Raw genomic sequence first — 22,850 nt, 5'->3', positions numbered from 1 at the left:
CCCTCGTCGCGGCGAGGGATTTTTTTTGCATCGACGAAACCTGCGGGCATCACTCGCGCAGTGCCGCCACGACCTTTTCGACCACGCCGTGCCAGTCGCCGGGCACGTGCTGCCGCACGAGCCGCGCGCGCGGATACCACACGCATGTCGCGCCGCTGATACCCCAGCGCCAGTCGGCCGCGAACGGCAGCATGACGATGACCGGTTTGCCGAGTGCGCCGGCCAGATGCGCGATCGAGGTATCGATCGACACCACGGCGTCGAGTCGGTCGACGATGGCGGCGGTATCCGCGAAATTCTCCAGCTTGCCCTCGAAGCGATGCGCCGACTTTGCGTTCGGATGCTTTTGCAATGTGTCGCGCTCGTGCTCGGTGAGAAACGGCTGCAGCACGACCCAGTCGATGCCTTCGAGCGCCAACAGCGGCGCGAGCGCTTCGACCGGCATGGAGCGCGTTTCGCCCGGCTGCAGCCTTCCCGACCACGCGATGCCGATCTTGCGCTTCGCCTGTCCGCCGATCGACCCGCGCCACTTCCGGCGATAGTCGGCCGGAATCACGAGATAGGGCGTGCGCGCCGGGATCGCCTCGGGCGTCGTCATGCCGAGCGCGAGCGGCAGGCTGAGGAGCGGACAGAACGCATCGGCGACGATGCGCACGCCTTCCGTCCTGCCGACGAGCTCTATGCGCGCCGCGTGTGCCGCCGGCGCGATCAGCGGCACCAGCGACGCTTGTACTTCGAGCACGAGCTTGCCGACGCGCTTGGCCGCAAACGCCACGAGGCGCACGAATTGCAGGGTGTCGCCGAAGCCTTGTTCGGAGCGCACGAGCAGGGTCTGCTGCGGCAGCGGCTCGCCGTTCCAGCGCGGCAGCGGCGGGGCGTCGTCGGCGCCCGGCGTCTTGAGCCGCCATTCGTAAGCGGGCAGGCCGCGCTCGTAATCGCCGAGCGCGAGTAGCGCGAGACCACGGTTCAGATGCGCGGCGGGCATGTGCGGGTCGAGCCGCAACGCCTGATCGAATGCGCGGATCGCCGCGGCGGGCGATGCGAGCGCGAGCTGCGAATTACCGAGACACAGCCACGCCACGCCGTACTTCGGGTCCAGCCCGACCGCGCGCTCGTAACTCACGACCGCTTCGTGGTGGCGATTGAGCTTGGCAAGCACGTGGCCAAGTCCGAAGTGCGCCGGGGCAAAGCGCGGCTGCAAGCTGAGCGTCTTGTGCAGCGCGGGCAGCGCTTCTTCGGGGTGCCCGGTCTTGTCGAGCAGATTGCCCAGGTTGAAATGCGCGGCGACGTAATTCGGCTCCGCGTCGATGGCCGCGCGAAAATGCGCGACCGCGCCGACCGAGTCGCCGAGTGCGTTGAGCGCCATGCCGAGATTGTTGTGCGCGCCCGCGTGGCGCGGCCGTAAATCGAGCGCGCGGCGAAACGCGCGCGCGGCATCCGCATGACGATCAAGCGACGCCAGCGCGTTGCCGAAGTTGTTCCACGCGGCGGCGTCTCGTGGCTGCAGACGCAGCGCTTTCTCGAAGGCATCGGCGGCGTCTTCATGGCGGCCGACCGCCGTGTACGCGTTGCCGAGGTTGTACTGCGCGAGTGGAAAGCCCGGTTCGAGCGTGAGCGCGTTACGAAAACGCTCGATGGCGTCGTCGATACGGCCGAGCGCCTTGAGCGCGTTGCCCAAGTTGAGTTGCAGACCGGCATCGGTCGGACGCAGGTCTACCGCGCGGCGCACGAGAGAAGCCGCTTCCTCGTGCTGGCCTTGTTGATGGCGCAGCACGCCGAGGTAGTGGAGCGCGTCGACGTGAAGGGGTTCGGCGGCGAGCGCGGCCTGATAGTCGCGCTCCGCCTCGGTCAGGCGGCCGTCACGATGGGCCGCGAAGCCGCGGGCAAATACGGTGTCCATGACGGGAAGTTTGTGCAAAACACGCGTATTTTCCCACACTGGCCCGAGCGATTTCCGCCTGTACGGTTGACATGTCGCGTCGATGGTCCTTAACATGTGAACACCTATTCATATGTTGACGATCAAGTCGTGGCTTCGACTCCACTGAATCCTGCTGGCGGCATCACTTCGGATGACCGCGTCGTACCGCTTGCCGACCTGTTTCGCTTGCTTGGCGACCCGACGCGCTTGCGCATCGTGCTCGCGTGTGTCGCTGAAAGGCGCGCGGTGGGCGCGATCGCGGAGGGGCTCGGGTTGTCGGGTTCGCTCGTGAGCCATCACTTGCGGCTCCTGCGCGCGGCGCGGATCGTGCGGGCCGAGCGGCAGGGCAAGCAGGTTTTTTACGTGGCGGCGGATCGCCATATCAGCGGGATGCTCGGCGAATTGCTGGAACACATTGCCGAGCCGCAGCCGCAGGACGCGACCGATATCGACTGATCGAACGAATCACGGGCACCACGATGAACAAGCAAACGCAGCACGACCACGAAGACCACGATCACGCGGGACATGACCACGCCGGTCATGAGCATGCCGGCGACGACCACGCCGGTCACGACCACAAAGGTCACGACCACAAAGGTCACGACCACAAAGGTCACGACCACAAAGGTCACGACCACAAAGGTCACGACCACGGCGCGGGCGGACATCATCACCATCACGCGCCGCAGGCCGGACAAGGGCGCACGTTCGCGCTGGCAGTCGGCCTGAACGTGCTGATCGTGATCGTGCAGGCCGTCTACGGCTTTCTCGCGCATTCCACCGCGCTGCTCGCCGACGCCGGTCACAATCTCTCCGACGTGCTCGGTCTCTTGCTTGCGTGGGGCGCGGTATGGCTCGGCACGCGCCGGCCGAGCGCGCGCTATACCTTCGGCCTCGGAAGTTCGTCGATTCTCGCCTCGCTTGCCAATGCCGCGCTTTTGCTTTTCGCGTGCGGCGCGATCGTGCTCGAGGCCGTCCAGCGTCTGTTGAATCCGGCGCCCGTCGCGGGACTCGACGTGTTCATCGTCGCGACGCTCGGCATGGTCGTCAACGGCTTCTCGGCGTGGCTCTTCATGCGCGGCAGCAAGGAGGACCTCAACGTGCGCGGCGCCTTCCTGCACATGGCCGCCGATGCCGCGATCTCCGCCGCCGTCGCCGTGAGCGGCCTCGTCATCCTCTTCACGGGCATGAGCTGGCTCGATCCGGTGATGAGCATCGTCGTGGTCGCGGTGATCGTCTACGGCACGTGGGGCCTCGGGCGCGACGCGATGCGCCTTGCCATGGCCGCCGTGCCGCCGAGCGTGGATCTGGCGCGTATCGAAGGCTATCTGACGCGCTTGCCCGGCGTGCGTAACGTGCACGACCTGCACGTGTGGGCGCTGTCCACCACGGAGAACGCGCTCACCGTGCATCTCGTGATGCCGCAAGGCCATCCCGGCGATGCCTTCGTGCAGGGCGTCGTGACCACCTTGCGAAGCGACTACTCGATGCATCATTCGACCTTGCAAGTGGAACTCGGCATGAGCTGCCACGAGTGCGTACTGCAGCAGGAACGCGCGCACGCGCATTGAAGGCACGACCGCGCGTGTGCGCCGAGGTCGGCGCCCAGATCCGCCGAGGCGCGGCCCCGGCGTACACTCGACAACGTGACGTTTCAGGGAGGACCGCATGTTTGCGCCAAAGCTGAATCCGAACGACAAGCTGGATGTCGCGCCCGTTCTGATCGTCGGTGCCGGTCCCACGGGACTCGCCGCCGCCATGAGCCTTTCGCGTGCGCATATTCCCGTGCGGCTCATCGACCGCGCGCACGAGCGCTCGCCGTATTCACGCGCCATCGGCATTCAGGCGCGCACGCTCGAACTGCTGGAACAGCATCGCGTCGTCGAGCCGTTTCTCGAACTCGGGCACCGCTCGCGGGTGGCGAACCTCTATTCGAACGGTCAGCGCCTCGCGAGGCTCGACTTCGATCCGCTGCAGACGCGCTATCCCTATCTGCTGTTTCTCGATCAATCCGAAACCGAACGCCTGCTTGCCGGGCATCTCGAACGCCAGGGCGTGACGATCGAGCGCGGCGTCGAACTCGTCGATTTCAATCAGGGCGCGGCGGGCGTGCAAGCCACCTTGCGACACGCCAATGGCCGCGATGAGATTCTGCGCCCGTCCTACATGATCGCCGCCGATGGCGCGCATAGCTTCGTGCGGCATCGGCTGGAAATCGGTTTCGACGGCAAGACGTTCGACCAGACCTTCCTGCTCGCCGACCTGCAAGCCGATTCCGACTGGCCCGACGACGAACTCCATATCTTCGCGTCGGGCGAAGGCCTCGCCGCGCTCTTTCCGATGAGCGATGGCCGCGCGCGTCTCATCGCCGACTTGCCCGCGCCCGTCGACGACAAGGAGAAGGCAGGGCCCACTATCGAGGAATGTCGCGCGATCGTCGAGCGGCGCGTGCATCATCGCGTCACGCTGTCGAATCTCACGTGGTCGGCGTACTTTCATGTCAATAGCCGCATGGTGGATCGTCTGCGCGTGGAGCGCATCTTCCTTGCGGGCGACGCCGCTCACGTTCATAGCCCCGCAGGCGCGCAAGGCATGAACACGGGCATTCAGGAAGCGTTCAATCTCGGCTGGAAACTCGCGCGCATGCTCGCGGGCGGTGCACCCGAACGCCTGCTCGACAGCTATCACGCGGAACGGCATCCGATCGAGCGCGACGTGCTGCGTCAGTCGAACATGCTGTTGCAGATGGCGGGCGCGGAACACGGCCCGATGAAGCTCATGCGCGATCACGTCATGCCGATGCTCGCCGCCATCGGCCCGTTGCGCGATGCCATGCGGCGCACGGTGAGCGAGCTTTCGATCAACTATCGCAAGAGCCCGCTCACGCTGGAGCGTCTGCTCGATGGCGGTCCGCGCGCCGGCGAACGCGCGCCCGATGCACGCGTGCATGTCGTCGATGGCCCGCTCGGCCGCTTGCCCGGCGTCGGCTGTCTCTACGACCTGCACGATCCGGGCTGCTTCTCGCTGTTCCTGCTGCTGAACCCGTCGGGCGAGGACGACATCGCGCTGGCGCCCGCGACCATCACCGTGGCGCACGCGATGCGCGATCCCGACCTCGACGGCCTCGTGCGCTCCATCGAAGCGCTCATGCCGAATGCCGTGCGCGTATGGCGTATCACCGATACGCAAGGCGAAGGTGCGACTTCGCTCACCGACAATTACGGGCGCACGCGTCCCGCGTTCTATCTCGTGCGGCCGGATGGTTATATCGCGGCGCGCGGGCGGGCGCCTTCGGACGTCCACTCGTTGCTGCGCCACTGCGAGACGTGGTTCAGCGCACAGGGCGCGGATAACAACGAGCCGCCCGCGCACGAGTATCGCGAGTAAAACGAAAAACGCCCTGCCGCTCGTGAAAGCGGGCAGGGCGTCGGCACGGCACCATCGCTTAGGTTAAGCCGCCACTTTCGGCTGAAGATCGTCCTTATGCGCCGTCAATGCCTCGCGCAAAATTGGCAGCATCGACGCGCTCGCCTCCGGATTGTCGAGTGCGGCAAGAATCGCGAGCCGCATGCGCGGTTCCCAGAAGCGGCGTATGTGATCCGCCACGCCATCGACGGCCTCGGGGCGATCCGGCATCGAATCGAAAAACTCGCCGATGCGGTTCGCCATGTCGATCAGGTTATCCACGTCCATGCGTCATTTCCCCGTAGTCGCCGCGACATCGCGCATGTTGAGCAGTTCGAGCTGCTGCGTGTTGAAGCGCGAATATTCCTTTTGCCATTGCGACGGTTGTTCCACCGGCATGACCTGCACCGCCGTGACCTTGTATTCAGGACAGTTGGTGGCCCAGTCCGACGAGTCCGTGGTGATCACGTTCGCGCCGGATTCCGGGAAGTGGAAGGTCGTGTAGACGACGCCCGGCTGCATGCGCTCGGTGATCTTCGCGCGCAGCACGGTTTGTCCCGCACGCGATTCGATACCAACCCAGTCGCCCGTGTTGATGCCGCGATCTTCCGCATCGACCGGATGAATTTCCAGACGGTCCTCGTCATGCCACTGCGAGTTCTCGGTGCGACGCGTCTGCGCGCCGACGTTGTACTGCGACAGAATGCGCCCGGTCGTCAGCAGCAACGGATATTTGCGCGTGACCTTCTCCGGCGTCGCCACGAACTTGGTGATGACGAAGCGTCCCTTGCCGCGCACGAATTCGTCGATATGCATGGTCGGCGTACCTCCCGGCGCACGCTCGTTGCACGGCCACTGAATGCTGCCGAGCTCGTCGAGTTTCTCGTAGGACACGCCGTGAAACGTGGGCGTGAGTCGCGCGATCTCGTCCATGATCTCGGACGGATGCGTGTAGTTCATCTCGTAGCCAAGTGCGCGCGCGAGCTTGATGGTCACTTCCCAATCGCCAAGGCCGGGCAACGGCGGCATGACCTTGCGCACGCGCGAGATGCGGCGTTCGGCGTTGGTGAACGTGCCGTCCTTTTCGAGGAAGGTCGAGCCTGGCAGCAGAACGTGCGCGTACTTCGCCGTTTCGTTCAGGAAGATGTCCTGCACGACGATGCATTCCATCGCCGAGAGCGCGTCGGCGACGTGCTGCGTGTTCGGGTCCGACTGGACGATATCCTCGCCCTGACAATAGAGGCCCATGAAGGTGCCGTGCGCGGCGGCATCGAACATGTTCGGAATGCGCAGACCCGGTTCCGGCTGCAGCTTCACGTCCCAGGCTTCCTCGAAGAGGGCGCGCGTCGCGGCATCGCTGATATGCCGATAGCCCGGCAACTCGTGCGGGAACGAGCCCATGTCGCACGAACCCTGCACGTTGTTCTGTCCGCGCAACGGATTCACGCCGACGCCTTCGCGGCCCACGTTGCCCGTGACCATCGCCAAGTTGGCGATGCCCATGACCGTGGTCGAGCCTTGCGCGTGTTCGGTCACGCCGAGACCGTAATAGATCGCGCCGTTGCCGCAGTTCGCATAGGCGCGCGCGGCTTCGCGCACGAGCTTCGCGGGCACGCCCGTGACGGCTTCCATCGCTTCGGGCGAGTTCTCTTCGAGCGAGACGAAATCGCGCCATTGCTGGAACGCGCGCGTTTCGCAGCGTGCGGCGACGAAGGGTTCATCGACCAGTCCTTCGGTCACGATGGTATGCGCGAGCGAGTTGACCATCGCGACGTTGGTGCCCGGCCGCAATTGCAGATGATGCGACGCCTTCACATGCGGCGTATCGACGATATCGATGCGGCGCGGGTCGATCACGATCAGTTGCGCGCCTTCACGCACGCGCCGCTTCAGCCGTGAGCCGAAGACCGGATGGCCGTCCGTGGGATTTGCGCCGATCACGACGATGACATCGGATTTCTCGACCGACGCGAACGTCTGCGTACCCGCCGATTCGCCGAGCGTGGACTTGAGGCCGTAGCCGGTCGGCGAATGGCAGACGCGCGCGCAGGTATCGACGTTGTTGTTGCCGAACGCCGCGCGCACGAGCTTCTGCACGAGATAGGTTTCCTCGTTGGTACAGCGCGACGAGGTGATGCCGCCGATGGAATCGCGCCCGTACTTGTCCTGAATGCGGCGGAATTCGCTTGCCGCGTAGTTGATCGCTTCGTCCCACGACACTTCGCGCCACGGGTCGGTGATCTTCGCGCGGATCATCGGCTTCTTGATGCGATCCTTGTGCGTGGCATAGCCCCACGCGAAGCGGCCCTTCACGCACGCGTGGCCTTCGTTGGCCTGGCCGTTCTTGTTCGGCGTCATGCGCACGACGGTGTTGCCTTTCATCTCGGCCTTGAGCGAGCAGCCGACGCCGCAATACGCACACGTCGTGATGGCCGAATGCTCCGCCTGACCGAGCATGATGACGGTCTTTTCCTGCAAGGTCGCGGTCGGGCACGCGGCGACGCATGCGCCGCACGACACGCACTCCGACTCCATGAACGGCACGTTTTCGCTTGCCGCCACGCGCGATTCGAAACCGCGCCCGGCGATGGTCAGCGCGAACGTCCCTTGCGTTTCCTCGCACGCGCGCACGCAGCGATTGCAGACGATGCACTTCGACGGATCGTAAGTGAAGTACGGATTCGATTCGTCCTTCTTGTCCTTCAGATGGTTCGCGCCTTCGTAGCCGTAACGCACTTCGCGCAAGCCGACCACGCCCGCCATGTCCTGCAGTTCGCAATCGCCGTTGGCGGGACAGGTGAGGCAATCGAGCGGGTGATCGGAAATGTAGAGTTCCATCACGTTGCGGCGCAGCGACTGCAGCCGGTCGGTCTGCGTGCGGACCTTCATGCCCGCTTCCACGGGCGTCGTGCACGAAGCCGGATAGCCTCGCTTGCCCTCGATCTCGACGAGACACAGGCGGCACGAACCCCACGGTTCGAGCGAATCCGTGGCGCAGAGCTTGGGCACGTTGATGCCCGCTTCGATGGACGCGCGCATCACCGACGTTCCCGCCGGCACCGTGACCGCCTGGCCATCGATTTCCAGCGTCACGTCGATATCCGCGTGACGCAGCGGCGTGCCGTAATCGGTTTCGTCGAACGGGTCGCGGCGCTGTACCGAGGCCGCGCTCTTGCATGCGCAATTGCCCGAACCGCAGCCGTTGATGGTGTTGGACATGTTCTTGTCTCCCTTGCTTTAGGCCGCTTTTCGGGCGGGCGTGCGGGGCAGCCCGAAATCTTCGGGAAAGTGATCGAGCGCGGACAGCACCGGGAACGGCGTCATGCCGCCCATTGCGCAGAGCGAGCCGGCGACCATGGTGTCGCACAGTTCGCGCAGCAGCGTGATCTGTTTCACCGACGTATCGCCGTCGCGAATCTTGCCGATGACTTCCTCGCCGCGCGTCGAGCCGATCCGGCACGGCGTGCACTTGCCGCACGATTCGAGCGCGCAGAAGTGCATCGCGTATTGCGCCAGTTCGGCGAGGTTCGAGGTGTCGTCGTGGATCACGAGACCGCCGTGGCCGACCACTGCGCCGACCTTTGCGTATTCCTCGTAGTCGAGCGGAATATCCCACTGGCTTTCCGGCAGATAAGTGCCGAGCGGACCGCCCACCTGCACCGCGCGCGCCGGACGGCCGCTCGCCGTGCCGCCGCCGTATTCATCGATCAGTTCGCGCAGGCTCACACCGAACGCGAGTTCGACGAGTCCGCCTTGCTTGACGTTGCCCGCAAGCTGGAAGGGCAGCGTGCCGCGCGAGCGTCCCATGCCGAAGTCGCGATAAAACGCCGCGCCTTTCGCAAAGATGATTGGTACGGTGGCGAGCGTGATGACGTTGTTGATGACAGTCGGCCTGCCGTACAAACCGACGAGCGCGGGCACCGGCGGCTTCGCGCGCACGATGCCGCGCTTGCCTTCGAGCGATTCGAGCAACGCCGTTTCCTCGCCGCAGACATACGCGCCCGCGCCTTTCGCCACGTACAGGTCGAACGCATGCGAGGCGCCGAGCACGCTCGCGCCTAGCCAGCCGGCATCGCGCGCGCGCTCGATCGCCCGATTCAGGGTGGCGATGGCATGCGGATACTCGCTGCGCACGTAGATGTAGCCCTTGGTCGCGCCCGTCGCCACGCCCGCGATGATCATGCCTTCGATCAGCATGAACGGATCGCTCTCCATGACGAGGCGGTCGGAGAAGGTGCCGGAGTCGCCTTCATCCGCATTGCAGACGATGTACTTCTGGTCCGCATACGCGCCGCGCACGGTCTTCCATTTGATGCCGGCGGGGAATGCCGCGCCGCCGCGTCCGCGCAGGCCGGAATCGACGAGCGCTTCGCACACCGCGTCGCCGTTCATTTCGAGCACTTGGCGAAGGCCCGCGAGTCCGCCGAGCGCGGTGTAATCGTCGACGGAAAGCGGGTCCGTGATACCGATGCGCGCGAACGTCAGCCGCTGCTGCTTCTTGAGGTACGGAATGTCGTCGACCAGGCCGACGTTCTTCGCGTGGACGCCGCCTTCGTGGAAAGAGGCATCGAAGAGGGCGGCGATATCGTCTTCATCGACATTCGAATAACCGATACGCCCTTGCGGCGTTTCCACTTCGACGAGCGGTTCGAGATAGAAGAGGCCGCGCGAACCGTTGCGCACGATCTGCACGTCGATGCCGCGCTTGTCCGCTTCGCTTTCGATGGCCTTCGCGATGCCGTCCGCGCCCAATGCGAGCGCGGCGGAATCGCAGGGAACGTAGATGCGCGTCATGCCGTCACCTCTGTCTTCTGGCTTTGTTCGCTCGCTGCCTTGTATAGACGGTCGAACTTCTGCGGCGTGACGCGCGCGTGAATCTCGCCGTTGATCATCATCGACGGCGACAGCGCGCATTGGCCGAGGCAATACACCGATTCGAGCTCGGTGCCTTCGGCATGACCGCTGTCGAAACGGCATCCGGTATGCCCTTCGATGTGATCCTTCAGCGCTTCGGTGCCCATGCTGCGGCACGCTTCCGCGCGGCACAACTGCACGGTCACGCGCGCGGGCGGCGCGCTTCGAAAGTGATGGTAGTACGTGATCGTGCCGTGAACCTCCGCACGCGACAGCGACAGGACGCGCGCCAGCGGCGCGACGATTTCCTCCGGCACGAAGCCGGTTTCGTCCTGGATGGCATGCAGGATGGTCATCAAGGTGGCGTCGTGCACGGCATGGCGGCGCACGAGGTCTTCAGCGGCAGCGGCGGACAACGGCTGCGTGTGTGTCATGGGGCTCCTCCAACGCTCGGTATATGTTTTATTAGTGCATATTTCGATCATATAATCGTAAGCACCGAGCAGGTAAAAGAACAATAGGCGTCGTGATATATCTTGGCAATAGGAAGGGGCAATGCATATGGTCGATGTCGAATGCCGCGCCGAACTCATCCTTCGCGACGCCGATGGCCGGGAGACCAGCCTGAGTGCGGTTGTGCCGCTTTTGAAGCTCGTCTCTCAGACTGGCAGCATCGCGAATGCCGCGAGCGCTAAGGGTTTGTCCTATCGGCATGCGTGGGGTTTGTTGCGCGAAATCGAGGCGCGGCTGGGTGGCGCGCTGATCCGAAAATCGCGCGGACGCGGGTCGGTCTTGTCGGAACTTGGCGAGTCCGTGTTGCGTGCGCAGCGCGTTTGCGGCGACCGGCTCGAAACGCCGTTGCAGTCCGTCGCAAGCGATGTCGCCAATGAACTCAATCGCAAACTCGCCAGTGGTCTCGCGCAAGTGCGCATTCATGCATCGCACGGCTACGCGGTCGCGACGCTCGTGCACGCGCTCGGCGAACAGCGCGTGCCGGTGGACATCAAATACCGCGAAAGTTACGAAGCCGTGAGTGCGCTGGCTCGCGGCGAGTGCGAACTGGCGGGCTTTCATCTGCCGATCGGCCCGTTTCGCGCGACGTGTGCGGAGAGCTATCGTCCTTATCTCGATGCGGGCAAGCATCAACTCATTCGGCTCACGCGGCGCACGCAGGGCCTCTTCGTGCCGAAGGGCAACCCAAAGCGCGTGACGGGACTGCGCGATCTCGCGCGCAGCGACGTGCGCTTCGTGAATCGTCAGCCGGGCTCGGGCACGCGCATGCTGCTCGATTTGTCCTTGCGCGGCGTCGGTGTCGATCCCGATCAGATCAACGGTTACGCGACCACCGAACTCACGCATTCGGCCATCGCCGCGTTCGTCGCGAGCGGCATGGCCGACTTGGGCTTTGGCGTGCAGCCCGCCGCGCAGCACTTCGCGCTCGACTTCATTCCGATCATCGACGAGGACTACTTCTTCGCATGCGAACGCGCGCGGCTCAACGAGGCGCGGCTTGCCACCGTATTGCGCGTGTTACGCAGCGACGCGTTCAACGACAGCGTGGCGCATCTGGAAGGTTACGACCCGGCGCGTTGCGGCTCGCTCGTCGATATCGAAGAAGGTTTGCGCGGTTGAGACACGCGCCGACGCGCGCGGGAGAAACGAACGGTAAGAAGATGGCGGCCCGGAAGAAACTGCTGGCGGCGGTGAATTGGGTTAACCTAACGCTTTGCTGTCGACTCAACCCTGTTCCAGACGCGGCTGTCCCGCGCGAAATTCCGCCATGAAACTTTCGTTGCTCGCTTCCACCACCGCTGCGCTCGTCGCCGGTGCGTTCTATCTGATTCCCGTTGCGTTTGCCCAGAATTCGCCTGGCGTGCCGGGCGGCGTGCTGCAAGACCAGTTCCGCCTCAACGAGCATCCGCAAATGCAGTTTGCGGCTTCCGCGCCAACCGATAAGTATCAAAAGGGCAGCTCGCCCATGCGCCGTCGCGGCGACCTCGGCGACCCGGACGGCTGCAATCTGAAGTGCCCGAAGGACGGCACCAACTGATCGCCGTTTCACTTTTGCGACCGCATTGCCGAATGCCGAACAGCGTGTGCGGTTGCAGCAAAATCTTCCTCTTACTTCGTGCCAAAACCGCTTTGCACTGACGCGACGCGGCAGGACGTGTGCGCGCAGTCACACATGCACTTTCAACGTCTTACGCATCGACTGAAAAACGCTATGTGATGGCGGGCGTTTGGTATGACCTCCGGAGTACCTTATGACGGCGTGCTCCCGTGTGCTGTTTTGCGTGGGCATGGCTCATTAGTCATAAAACACAAAAAACAGGAAGTGCGCTGGCCGCCGGATGATGCGAACCGGCGGGCGGCGACGGGGACCACGATACTTTGGGCAAAGCGTGTGGCCACTGAGCGCACTTCGGATCAGCCGAGGGACTGCAAAATGCGTATTCTCCAGGTCATACTGGCGCCCCGACTATCCGGGGCCGAAGTGCTTGCCAAAGGCGTCGCGATCGGGCATCAGCGATCGGGCCACGACGTCTGCATCGCATCGCTGATGCCGGAACACGACGACTTCAAACACATCAGCGCGGAACTCGGTTCGCACGGCGTGATCTGCCTTTTCCCGACGAAAAACCCTGGCAAGCTCGGACGCTTGCTGTTCTTGCATCGCGCGATCCGTCAGTTCAAGCCCGACATCATCTTCGCGCACGCCACCATTCCCGCGCTCTACGTTCGCGCCTTGCCGACGCGGGTGCCGATCGTCTGGGTCATGCACTCCGGCGCGAACGACTTCGCGAACCGGGCGCTTTTGCGCGCCGAGCGATTGCTGTCGAGCCGGGCGAAGGCGGTGATTGGCGTGTCGCAGAAGAATATCGACAACTACGTGCAGGAAATCGGGCTGCATCCTTCGATGATCGTCGTGCCCAACGGCGTCGATGTCTCCCGTTTCGCCGACGACGCGCAACCGTCCATTCCCGTGGCCGCCAAGCAGATCGTGCAGGTGGGCCGCTACATTCCCGAGAAGAATCAGTTGCAGACGGTCGAAGCGTTCGCGCGCGTCGCGCGCGCCGAGCCGGATGCGCGACTGCTGCTGTGCGGCGTCATCGAAAATCTCGACTATCACAAGGCGGTCGTCGATCTGGTCGCGAAGCTCGGACTTGGCGATCGCGTGAAGATCGAAGGGCCGCAGATGAACGTCGCGCAGATTCTGAAGGCGTCGAGCGTGTTCGCCATGCCTTCGAGCTTCGAGGCGCATAGCATCGGCTTTCTGGAGGCGCTGGCGTCGGGCATTCCGGTGGTCGCGAGCGCGATTGCATCGTTCGCCTTCGCGGGTGGTTTTCCCGGCGTGCAATTACTCGATACCGCCGACAGCGACGCCTACGGCCACGCCTTGCTCGATGCGCTCAATCAGCCGCGCGCGACGCGCCCGCTCAACGGCCTGACCTTGCAGAGCACGGCGGACAAGTATCTGGCGATCGCGCGGGACGTTCTGAACTTGCGCGTGGGCCTAAGTTGAGCGTCGGCTTGTTTGAACAAGTACGCGCCGCATCGGTTGCCCGGTCGGCGCGTTTGATTTGGTGACGGCGAACGCGCTTTCACTGCCCCCAGTAAGCCAGCGTCTTGAGCCACAGCGACTCGGAAAACAGCCCTGGCAATTCGCCCCAAATTTTCACCGGCCCGAGCTTGAACGCCGTATCGAATTCGTAGCCGTAGAGACTCGGCGCGCCGCCCGTGTAATAGAACTCGCCGAGCAACGCGTTCGCGCGCTTGAACAGCACCAGCGTGGCGTGATCGTCGTGTTCGGTGACGCGCGCGATTGCGGGCATTGAATCCGCGTAGGACGTATCGGCGAGCGTCGTCGTCTCGATGGCCGGGCCGAACGCCTTGCCGCCTTTCATCGTGAAGACGCGCGTGCTCGCGCTGTCCCCACGCGGTTCGAGCACGGCCAGATCGTCGATGCCGTCGCCATCGATATCGCCCGCCACGACCTTGGCGAACGGCGCGCGCAACTGCGCATAGACGTTCGTGCGATAGCTCGGCGCGAAGGCGCTTCCGTCACTCGCGAATTGCGAGAGCGCGAGCGCGCCGTCGATATTCTCGATCGCGAGAAGCCCCACGTGCTTCGATTGCGCCACGCGAGCCGGCATGAAACGCGCGCTCTGACTCAACTGGCTCGCCTTTAACCACAGCGCAGGCCCGTTCGCCGTCGCGCCGTCCGACGTCAGCACCCAGAGGTCGAGCCCCGCGTCCTTGCTTTTCTGCGCGATCATCACGTCGGCTCGGCCGTCGCCGTTGAAATCGCCTGCCACGTATTGCTGCGCGATTTCGGGCGTCCATGCCGCGCTCGTCTGAAACCACAGACGCGGCGCCTCGAAATGCGTGCCGGCGCTTTTGAGGAGCCAGAATGCGGTGCCGCCGTTGCGCGGCGTAATCGCCATCAGATCGGCGCGGCCGTCGCCATCGAAATCGCCCAACAGAAAGCGCGCGCTGTCGAAGCAAAGCGAATCGGCATTGCAGGTCGGCGCGGTGGCTTGCGGGTCGAACGGCACGGCGTTCAGAAACCACGGCGACGCCCGGTCGAAGCGCGACATCTCCGCCACCCAGACGTTGAAGCCGGGCCCGTCCTTGCGCCGCTGCACATACACGGTGCTGTCGCGGCCTTCGCCACGAACGTCGCCGAAGAGGGCGCCTTCCTGCCGCGTGTCCGTCCACACCGTTTGCGATGACGGCGACCATCGATACTGCGCCGTCAGCATCGAACAGCGGCTTGCCGTCAGTAAGTCGTTTTTCTCGCCGAGACAGTGATCGAGCGGCGTGTACACGAAGCCGAAGTCCCACGGCGTCCAGTGCTGTACCGCGCTTTCCGGCTTGCAGCTTTCCTCGACAAGCCCGTTTTCCCGTTCCGCGATACACCCGCGCGTCGCCGCGCTCACGAAGAGCGCATCGTTTTTAGCGCCCGGCGCGGCGGGCAACTGTTGCCAGAACCAGTTTTGCGTCGCGGCGCCTGTGCATGCGGCGAGCGTCGGTGCCTTATCCGCACCGGCCGATGTCAGGCAGCGGTTCGAGTATTCGTTGACGAGCTGGAACGGGCGCAACTGGAACTCCGGACCGGCGTCGTTCGCATGGGCCATGCTCCAGTAGCGGCGCGCGACCCAGTTGCCGTCCCACATGTACTCGCCGAAGACGTGACCGGCGTCGTTGCCATCGATCGCGAAATAGCTGCCGACGACATCGCGCTTTCGCAGCGTTTGCGCGGCGTCGAGATTCTTCGGCAAGCCGCCCGTCGGATAGGTGACGTGATAGCCGATCGGCACATCGCGCTTCAGGCTCTGCGCAACCACACGCGTGATGCGCGCCGCGAGAATGTGATCTGGATGCTCCATGAAGGCGACCGTATCCGGATTGAGCGTGTAGATTTCCGTAGCTTGCAATAGGATCGCGCGCAGCGTCGCGGAAAGGGCGGCGCGGTCGTAAGTGGTCGAACCGGTGCCGTCCGCTTGCAGCGGATAGGTATTGAGCGTCTGCCCGCGATCCCACAGCAAACCGAGCGGCACCTTGCCGCCGCGCACCCCGCCGCCAGGCAACCGCAATTCGAGCAGCTTCACGCGCGGCTGTTGCGTCAGCACGAGCTGATGCACGGGCTTCCCCGCGAGCATCACTGTGGATTCTTGCCATTTGTCCGGCACGCCTGCCATGCGCGCATAGGCGAGCTTCGTGCCGGTCTCGCGAAGCACGACGTAATCGAACTTCGCACCGTTTGCGCCGCCGATCAGGTGAACCGTCGTCACGCACCAGCCGGCGTCGAGCTTGTCGCTGATGCCGGGATTCACGAAGAGGAGATCGTCGTCCAGGTGGGCGACTACCGTGATGAGTGTGCCCGCGTGGCAATCGGCGACGGGCGGGGCCGCGCGGGCGCCAGCCGGCAGGAGCGCGCCGCATAGCGCCCACATCAAAGAAAGAATCAGATTGCCGATCCACCGTCTCGCTATGCTTCTGCGCATGCTTTCCCCGTAAGCGCTTATCGACGCGCCGATCGTCGACAGAATAAAGCAGAAGATTGCCGTGCGAACGAGAAATCGGTCAGTGGCCGAGCGAACATGAATGGGGCTGACGCGTCCAATCTTGCGGCACAGAAAGGCATCGCCTTGCGCCGGGCTTACGTGCATCAAGATAACTGCTGTAAAGCAGCGTTTTAGGACCGCTCTGATACGAACAGTACTGGCCGCCGACTATTCTCTCGTCCGTAGCCGAGGTTGTCTCTGCCAGAGCTACGTCTCTCAAGGATGTTTGCCCCGCCCCGCGCGGGGCTTTTTTTTGCCTACGGGTTTCGCGGATTCGCTTATTCGCGCGGGTTGGCGAGCCGTGGCAAGAAAAAACCCGCGGTGCTTTCGCATGCGCGGGTTTCAAATGGGGTGGTGGAGGCGGCGGGAATCGAACCCGCGTCCAGAAGCACTCTACGAACAGTTCTACATACTTAGTTCTATCTTTTGATTTAACCGTAGCAACGCGGACGAACACGCTTCGCTACAGCGATCCACTAAATTTTCGACTTTGGCGTCGTGACGCCGACAAAGCTTAACTGACGTATATGACCTCTCGTGGTATTGCTACCCTAACCCGTCAGTAAGTTAGTGAGAGGACGGCGGCCCTTAGGCTGCCAGTGCGAACGTTTCGTCGTTTGCAGTTACGTTTTTCCCATTGATTAACGAGGTGACGGGTCCTCGGTATGCCCTGACCGCTTCGCAACCCCTGTCGAAACCAGGTCGCCCCCAAGCAGAACGGGGATTATCCCATGAAAAGCCATGTGAGGCGAACCGCGGCCACTTTCAAGCGATGTCGCGCAGCAATTGCTGCAGTTCTTCTGGCGTGTCCACTACGTGAGTCGCGTGCCAGCGGTGCGGCGGAATGTCGTCGCCGCAATAGCCATAGGCCGCCGCCACAGTGATCATGCCGGCTGCAAAGCCTGCCTGAACGTCGCGCAAGTCGTCGCCGACATAGACGATTCGCTCCGGCGCCACATCCAGTAATTCGGCCGCGTGCAGCAGCGGCGCGGGATGCGGCTTCGAATGCGCCGTCGTATCGCCACAGACGAGACAACCGGCCCGCTTATCCAGTCCGAGCAGGGCGACGAGCGGTTCGGCGAAGCGCGTCACCTTATTCGTCACGATGCCCCAGCGCACGCCGCGTGCATCGAGCTGATCGAGCAACTCGGTGATACCGGGAAACAGCGTCGTTTCGATACACAAATCCGCTTCGTAGTTGGCGAGAAACTCATCGCGCATCGCCGCGAAATCGGGATGCTCGGGGCTGATCTCGAACGCGCCGCCCAACAACCCGCGCGCACCCGCCGATGCGTAAGGCCGCAGAGTTTCGAGGGGGCGCATTTCGAGTCCGCGATCGTGCCGCATCTTGTTGACGGCCGCGACGAGATCGGGCGCAGTATCGGCGATGGTGCCGTCGAGATCGAACAGTACGGCCTGGCAAAGCCCGAGCGAATCGCCGTCGGCGGCGCGCTGGGGCAGCGGGGTGGGATCGTCGGGCAGGGGCGTCGTCTGGACAACACCGTTCTGGTCTTCTTGGGTCATGGCGTCAGGCTTCCCGGCGGCAGGCCATCATGTAGTTGATGCTCGTGTCAGTAGACAGCCCGAAGTGGCGCGAGAACGGACGGTAGGTGATGCCCTTGATGTCGACCGGCAAGAGCGACGCCGTGCGCGCGAAGGTGGCGAGTTCGGACGGCTTGATGAAGCGCGCATAGTCATGCGTGCCGCGCGGCAACATGCGCGCGATGTACTCCGCGCCGATCACGGCGAACATATACGCCTTTGCGTTGCGATTCAGCGTAGAGAAGAAGACCCAGCCGCCTGGTTTGACCAGCGCGGCGCACCCGGCAACGGTGCCCGCCGGATTCGGCACGTGCTCGAGCATTTCCATGCAGGTCACGACGTCGTAGGAAGCGGGTTCGCGCGCGGCCAGCGCTTCGGCTGCGATCTCCTCGTACGCCACCTCCACGCCGCTTTCCAGACTATGCAGATCCGCGACGCCAAGCGCACTCGACGACAAGTCGATGCCCTTGACTTTCGCGCCACGCGCCGCCATCGATTCCGACAGAATGCCGCCGCCGCAGCCGATGTCGAGCACTTGCTTGCTCATCAGATGCGCGTGCGCATCGATCCAGTCGAGCCGCACCGGGTTCAATTCGTGAAGCGGTTTGAACTCGGCGTTCGGGTCCCACCAGCGATGCGCAAGCTCGCTAAATTTCTGCAGTTCGTGGGGATCGACGTTGGTCATATTCTCAATTGCCCTTCTAAGTCGTGAATCGTTAAGGATCGAGTATATAGGCGCGGGAAAAGGGCGGCAAAAAGCTGAAGTGACGCGTCGCCGACAACTTCGCTCGTTCCGTGCCATAGCCGTCGAAGCCGCCTGCGCCGGGGCCACGGTTATTGCGTTTATTCGATGCGCGCATCTCGCCGAGATTCACGAAAGCCGCAGGCATAAAAAAACCCCCGCCGAAGCGGGGGTTCGATCCTGCGGCAATCAGCGCAATTACTGCGGCTGACGCGTCGTGCCGACAACTTCGACTTCCACGCGACGATCCGGTGCGAGGCAGGCGATGAGTTGCTTGCGGTTCTTCTGGTTGCAGCCCGTGGTGACCGGGTTGCGCTTGCCCTTGCCTTCCGTATAGATACGGTTGGCTTCGATGCCCTTGCTGACCAGGTAAGCCTTGACAGCTTGCGCACGGCGCAGCGACAGACGGTCGTTGTACTTGTCCGAACCAATGCGGTCGGTGTAGCCGGTAGCGACCACGACTTCCAGGTTCAGCGCGCCGATCTTCGATGCGAGATCGTCAAGCGCGGTCTTGCCAGCCGGCTTCAGAACTGCCTTGTCGAAGTCGAACAGAGCGTCAGCTTGATAGGTGACCTTCTGGCTTTGGATAACCGGGGGCGGCGGAGCGACCGGTGCGGGCGGCGTCGGCGCGACTGCGACCAGAGCGCCATCGCACTTTGCGTTGGCCGTGGCCGGGGTCCAGAATGCGTCGCGCCAGCAGAGTTCGTTCGTGCCGTTCATCCACACATACTCGCCCGTGCCGTTCACCCAGTTGTCGTTCACGGCTTGTCGCGAGGCCGGCACCGATTGCGCCGAGGCCGATGCAGCCATAACTGCGGTAGCTGCAATGAACGCGAGCTTTGAAAGTTTATTCATATTTCTCCTCTCGAAATTGAGATTACCGCAGGTTTACTGCGAGCCTGTAGACAAAGACAAGTCATACATTGCTCGGAGTATAACATTCCCTACGGAACAAAACGCGGCTGTGTAGACTTCGAGCAGTGTCTAACTTTGTGCGTTGGCATTTTGCCATATCGTTCCCTTGCAACGATAAAAATATCCCCGCACCCTCTGCGCCCGCAACCTTATGTGGTGCATGCGCAACAAGAAAGGGACAGGAGCCGGTCTTGGCCGCGGAAGGCGCGAAACGTGCGCACTTTATGTGCCCGCGAGCCAATATCTGCGTATCTTTATCGTCGGGTTTGTACTGCTTTAGCAAAACGACGAGGCGGCATCATAGCCCGCCTAAGTGACGAAATCAGTGAAACGTTCCCTGGTTTTTGTAAGTAATTGGAACAAGTGCATCTATCCCTCATTCCTCAAGATCGGGAACGGCGGTTGAGCGTCCCATACACTATGTATACGCCGAGCCTCCGGACGCGGATGTCGCGCATGTTAGAATCTTTGGATGCGCTGCGTTCGCAGCGCCGCAGCGTATGGCTTACGCGCCTGGCCGGCGCGGGTCGCGCGGCCGGCGGGCGAGGGCGAAACTCGAGGTAATGTTTTCGAATCGTCGGATCGCGCTGCTGTGTCGCTGCTGCACAGTTCAAGACACGGATAATGGATCAATTCGCCAAAGAGACTCTGCCAATCTCCCTAGAGGAGGAAATGCGCCGCTCATATCTCGATTACGCGATGAGCGTGATCGTCGGGCGAGCGCTTCCCGATGTCCGCGATGGACTGAAGCCCGTACACCGTCGCGCGCTTTATTCCATGCACGAGCTGAACAACGACTGGAATCGCGCGTATAAAAAGTCGGCGCGTATCGTCGGCGACGTGATCGGTAAGTACCATCCGCACGGCGACGCATCGGTGTACGAGACGATCGTTCGCATGGCTCAGCCGTTTTCGCTGCGCTACATGCTGGTGGACGGCCAGGGCAACTTCGGTTCGGTCGACGGCGACAACGCCGCCGCCATGCGTTACACCGAAATCCGCATGGCGAAGATCGGTCACGAACTGCTGGCCGACATCGACAAGGAAACCGTCGACTTCGGCCCGAACTACGACGGCAGCGAAAGCGAACCGCTCGTACTTCCGGCGCGCATCCCGAATCTGCTGATCAACGGCTCAGCCGGTATCGCGGTCGGCATGGCAACGAACATTCCGCCGCACAATTTGCGCGAAATCGTCGACGCCTGTCTGCATCTGCTCAACACGCCTGAGGCGACGGTCGACGAACTCATCGAGATCGTGCCGGCGCCGGACTTCCCGACGGCCGGCATCATCTACGGCGTCGCGGGCGTGCGCGACGGTTATCGCACGGGGCGCGGTCGCGTCGTCATGCGTGCGACCACGCACTTCGAAGAGATCGACCGCGGCCAGCGCATGGCCATCATCGTCGACGAGATTCCGTATCAGGTGAACAAGCGCACGCTGCTCGAGCGCATCGCCGAACTCGTCAACGAGAAAAAGATCGAGGGCATCTCCGACATTCGCGACGAGTCCGACAAGAGCGGCATGCGTGTCGTGATCGAACTCAAGCGCGGAGAAGTGCCGGAAGTCATTCTGAATAATCTGTATAAGCAGACGCAGCTTCAGGACACTTTCGGCATGAATCTGGTCGCGCTCGTCGACGGCCAGCCCAAGCTGCTGAACCTGAAGGAAATGCTGGAATGCTTCCTGTCGCATCGGCGGGAAGTGCTCACGCGGCGCACGGTCTACGAACTGCGCAAGGCGCGCGATCGCGGACACGTGCTCGAAGGCCTCGCGGTGGCGCTCGCGAATATCGACGAATTCATCGCGATCATCAAGGCCGCGCCGACTCCGCCTGTGGCGAAGCAAGAGTTGATGAACCGTCCGTGGGATTCTTCGCTCGTGCGCGAAATGCTCACGCGCACCGAGACCGAGGCGACGGGCGGGCGTATTGCGTATCGTCCGGAAGGACTGAATCCGGCCTACGGGCTGCAGGAAGATGGGCTGTACAAGCTGTCGGACGTTCAGGCGCAGGAAATTCTGCAGATGCGCCTGCAACGCCTGACGGGTCTCGAACAAGACAAGATCGTCGCCGAGTATCGCGACGTGATGGCGCAGATCGCCGACTTGCTCGACATCCTCGCGCGGCCGGAGCGTATCCGTCAGATCATCGTCGAAGAACTGGGCCAGGTACGCGCCGAGTTCGGTGACGAGCGTCGTTCGCGTATCGAGTTGAATGCAACCGAGCTGAACACCGAAGACCTGATCACGCCGCAGGAAATGGTCGTGACCATGTCGCATACCGGCTACGTGAAGTCGCAGCCGCTTTCCGAGTATCGCGCGCAAAAGCGTGGCGGGCGTGGCAAGCAGGCCACGCAAATGAAGGAAGACGACTGGATCGACACGCTTTTCATCGCGAACACGCACGATCACATGCTGTGCTTCTCGAACCGCGGTCGCGTGTACTGGATCAAGGTCTACGAAGTGCCGCAAGGCTCGCGCAATTCGCGCGGCCGGCCAATCGTCAACATGTTCCCGCTGCAGGAAGGCGAGAAGATCAACGTCGTGCTGCCTATCAAGGACTTCTCGGCCGACAAGTTCGTCTTCATGGCCACTTCGCTCGGCACCGTCAAGAAGACGCCGCTCGAAGCGTTCAGCCGTCCGCTCAAGAAGGGCATCATCGCGGTCGGTCTGGATGACGGCGACTTTCTCATCGGCGCGGCCATTACCGACGGCGCGCATGACGTCATGCTGTTCTCCGATTCAGGCAAGGCGGTACGTTTCGACGAGAACGACGTGCGCGCCATGGGCCGCGAAGCGCGCGGCGTGCGTGGCATGCAACTGGAAGACGGTCAGCAGGTCATCGCCATGCTCGTGGCCGGCGACGAAATCCAGTCGGTGCTCACCGCGACGGAAAACGGCTACGGCAAGCGCACGCCGATCAACGAATACACACGCCATGGCCGCGGCACGAAGGGCATGATCGCGATCCAGACTTCCGAGCGCAACGGCCGCGTGGTCGCCGCGACGCTCGTCGAGCCGGAAAGCGAGATCATGCTCATTACGACATCGGGCGTGCTCATTCGCACGCGCGTGTCCGAAATCCGCGAAATGGGGCGTGCAACTCAAGGTGTTACACTCATCAGCCTTGACGAGGGCACCAAGTTGTCGGGACTGCAGCATATCGCGGAGGCGGAAGCCGAAGTGGAAGCAGAAGCTGAAGCACTCGACGAAGGCGACACCGGCACGAACGGCTCCGCCGCCGCGCCGGGCGACTCAGAAAATGATGAAAACGGCGAAGACGCCTGATATTTTTTGTGACGCAAGCTTCTCGTATTCGCTTTTGAAAGCCTGAATTGGTTAAGCTGCGCGACTCGGGCCTGTTGTCGGCGCTGTGCTTCGTTATGTGCGAAGCCAGCGT

General features: G+C 63.0%; 16 protein-coding genes and 1 other RNA gene. 7 read left to right on the top strand and 10 right to left on the bottom strand.

Annotation, left to right across the window (positions count from 1 at the left end; translation table 11 throughout):
• Positions 1-49: 49 nt before the first annotated feature.
• Entirely contained in the window at positions 50-1,900 is a 1,851-nt protein-coding gene (locus NCT04_RS10870; RefSeq protein ID WP_244825946.1) for a tetratricopeptide repeat protein, read from the bottom strand.
• A 129-nt stretch (positions 1,901-2,029) separates the two neighbouring features.
• Between NCT04_RS10870 and NCT04_RS10865 the strand changes: the two genes are divergently transcribed.
• The 3 genes from NCT04_RS10865 to NCT04_RS10855 all read left to right on the top strand — a co-directional run bounded on the left by NCT04_RS10865 (position 2,030) and on the right by NCT04_RS10855 (position 5,311).
• Positions 2,030-2,377, top strand: coding sequence for an ArsR/SmtB family transcription factor (locus tag NCT04_RS10865; protein WP_244825944.1), 348 nt, complete (start codon positions 2,030-2,032; stop codon positions 2,375-2,377).
• A gap of 23 nt (positions 2,378-2,400) precedes the next feature.
• On the top strand, positions 2,401-3,495 hold the full coding sequence (locus tag NCT04_RS10860) for a cation diffusion facilitator family transporter (protein WP_250465335.1): 1,095 nt from the start codon (positions 2,401-2,403) through the stop codon (positions 3,493-3,495).
• A gap of 97 nt (positions 3,496-3,592) precedes the next feature.
• Positions 3,593-5,311, top strand: a complete 1,719-nt coding sequence (locus NCT04_RS10855) for an FAD-dependent monooxygenase (RefSeq protein WP_250465333.1) — start codon at positions 3,593-3,595, stop codon at positions 5,309-5,311.
• Between the two features lie 63 nt (positions 5,312-5,374).
• On the opposite strand, the gene NCT04_RS10850 is transcribed toward NCT04_RS10855, so the two are convergent.
• From NCT04_RS10850 to NCT04_RS10835, 4 genes are read right to left on the bottom strand one after another with little or no spacing between them, the layout of a single operon-like run.
• Complete coding sequence (locus NCT04_RS10850) at positions 5,375-5,617, bottom strand: formate dehydrogenase subunit delta (protein WP_244825940.1); 243 nt, start codon at positions 5,615-5,617, stop codon at positions 5,375-5,377.
• A gap of 3 nt (positions 5,618-5,620) precedes the next feature.
• Positions 5,621-8,548: a formate dehydrogenase subunit alpha gene (gene fdhF / locus NCT04_RS10845; RefSeq protein ID WP_250465332.1), complete on the bottom strand. Its 2,928-nt coding sequence runs from the start codon at positions 8,546-8,548 to the stop codon at positions 5,621-5,623.
• A gap of 18 nt (positions 8,549-8,566) precedes the next feature.
• Positions 8,567-10,123, bottom strand: coding sequence for a formate dehydrogenase beta subunit (locus NCT04_RS10840; RefSeq protein WP_250465331.1), 1,557 nt, complete (start codon positions 10,121-10,123; stop codon positions 8,567-8,569).
• Positions 10,120-10,617, bottom strand: a complete 498-nt coding sequence (locus tag NCT04_RS10835) for an NAD(P)H-dependent oxidoreductase subunit E (protein ID WP_250465330.1) — start codon at positions 10,615-10,617, stop codon at positions 10,120-10,122. The genes NCT04_RS10840 and NCT04_RS10835 overlap by 4 nt, the downstream gene beginning before the upstream one ends.
• A 127-nt stretch (positions 10,618-10,744) precedes the next feature.
• Here NCT04_RS10835 and NCT04_RS10830 point away from each other — a divergent pair, with 127 nt between their 5' ends.
• The 3 genes from NCT04_RS10830 to NCT04_RS10820 all read left to right on the top strand — a co-directional run bounded on the left by NCT04_RS10830 (position 10,745) and on the right by NCT04_RS10820 (position 13,706).
• On the top strand, positions 10,745-11,815 hold the full coding sequence (locus NCT04_RS10830; RefSeq protein WP_250465493.1) for a substrate-binding domain-containing protein: 1,071 nt from the start codon (positions 10,745-10,747) through the stop codon (positions 11,813-11,815).
• A 148-nt stretch (positions 11,816-11,963) separates the two neighbouring features.
• Complete coding sequence (locus NCT04_RS10825) at positions 11,964-12,233, top strand: hypothetical protein (RefSeq protein WP_250465329.1); 270 nt, start codon at positions 11,964-11,966, stop codon at positions 12,231-12,233.
• A 396-nt stretch (positions 12,234-12,629) separates the two neighbouring features.
• Positions 12,630-13,706, top strand: coding sequence for a glycosyltransferase family 4 protein (locus tag NCT04_RS10820; protein WP_244825931.1), 1,077 nt, complete (start codon positions 12,630-12,632; stop codon positions 13,704-13,706).
• Positions 13,707-13,785: 79 nt separating this feature from the next.
• Here the strand turns inward: NCT04_RS10820 and NCT04_RS10815 are convergent, their stop codons facing one another.
• From NCT04_RS10815 to ompA, 5 genes are all read right to left on the bottom strand, one after another.
• Positions 13,786-16,191 carry an FG-GAP repeat domain-containing protein gene (locus tag NCT04_RS10815; protein ID WP_250465327.1) on the bottom strand — a complete coding sequence of 802 codons (2,406 nt, stop codon included), beginning with the start codon at positions 16,189-16,191 and terminating at the stop codon, positions 13,786-13,788.
• Positions 16,192-16,603: 412 nt separating this feature from the next.
• Positions 16,604-16,961: a transfer-messenger RNA gene (gene ssrA / locus NCT04_RS10810) on the bottom strand.
• A gap of 55 nt (positions 16,962-17,016) precedes the next feature.
• Positions 17,017-17,775, bottom strand: a complete 759-nt coding sequence (gph, locus tag NCT04_RS10805) for a phosphoglycolate phosphatase (protein ID WP_250465325.1) — start codon at positions 17,773-17,775, stop codon at positions 17,017-17,019.
• A gap of 4 nt (positions 17,776-17,779) precedes the next feature.
• Entirely contained in the window at positions 17,780-18,478 is a 699-nt protein-coding gene (ubiG, locus tag NCT04_RS10800) for a bifunctional 2-polyprenyl-6-hydroxyphenol methylase/3-demethylubiquinol 3-O-methyltransferase UbiG (RefSeq protein ID WP_250465324.1), read from the bottom strand.
• Between the two features lie 255 nt (positions 18,479-18,733).
• Positions 18,734-19,390, bottom strand: a complete 657-nt coding sequence (gene ompA / locus NCT04_RS10795) for an outer membrane protein OmpA (RefSeq protein ID WP_244825927.1) — start codon at positions 19,388-19,390, stop codon at positions 18,734-18,736.
• Positions 19,391-20,074: 684 nt separating this feature from the next.
• On the opposite strand from ompA, the gene gyrA reads away from it, so the two are divergent.
• Positions 20,075-22,738, top strand: coding sequence for a DNA gyrase subunit A (gene gyrA, locus NCT04_RS10790; RefSeq protein WP_244825926.1), 2,664 nt, complete (start codon positions 20,075-20,077; stop codon positions 22,736-22,738).
• Positions 22,739-22,850: the final 112 nt, after the last annotated feature.

It is taken from the genome of Caballeronia sp. GAFFF2, from assembly GCF_023631485.1.
In the GTDB taxonomy this organism is placed as follows: Bacteria; Pseudomonadota; Gammaproteobacteria; order Burkholderiales; family Burkholderiaceae; genus Caballeronia.
This window is presented reverse-complemented; position numbering and strand designations above follow the sequence as displayed.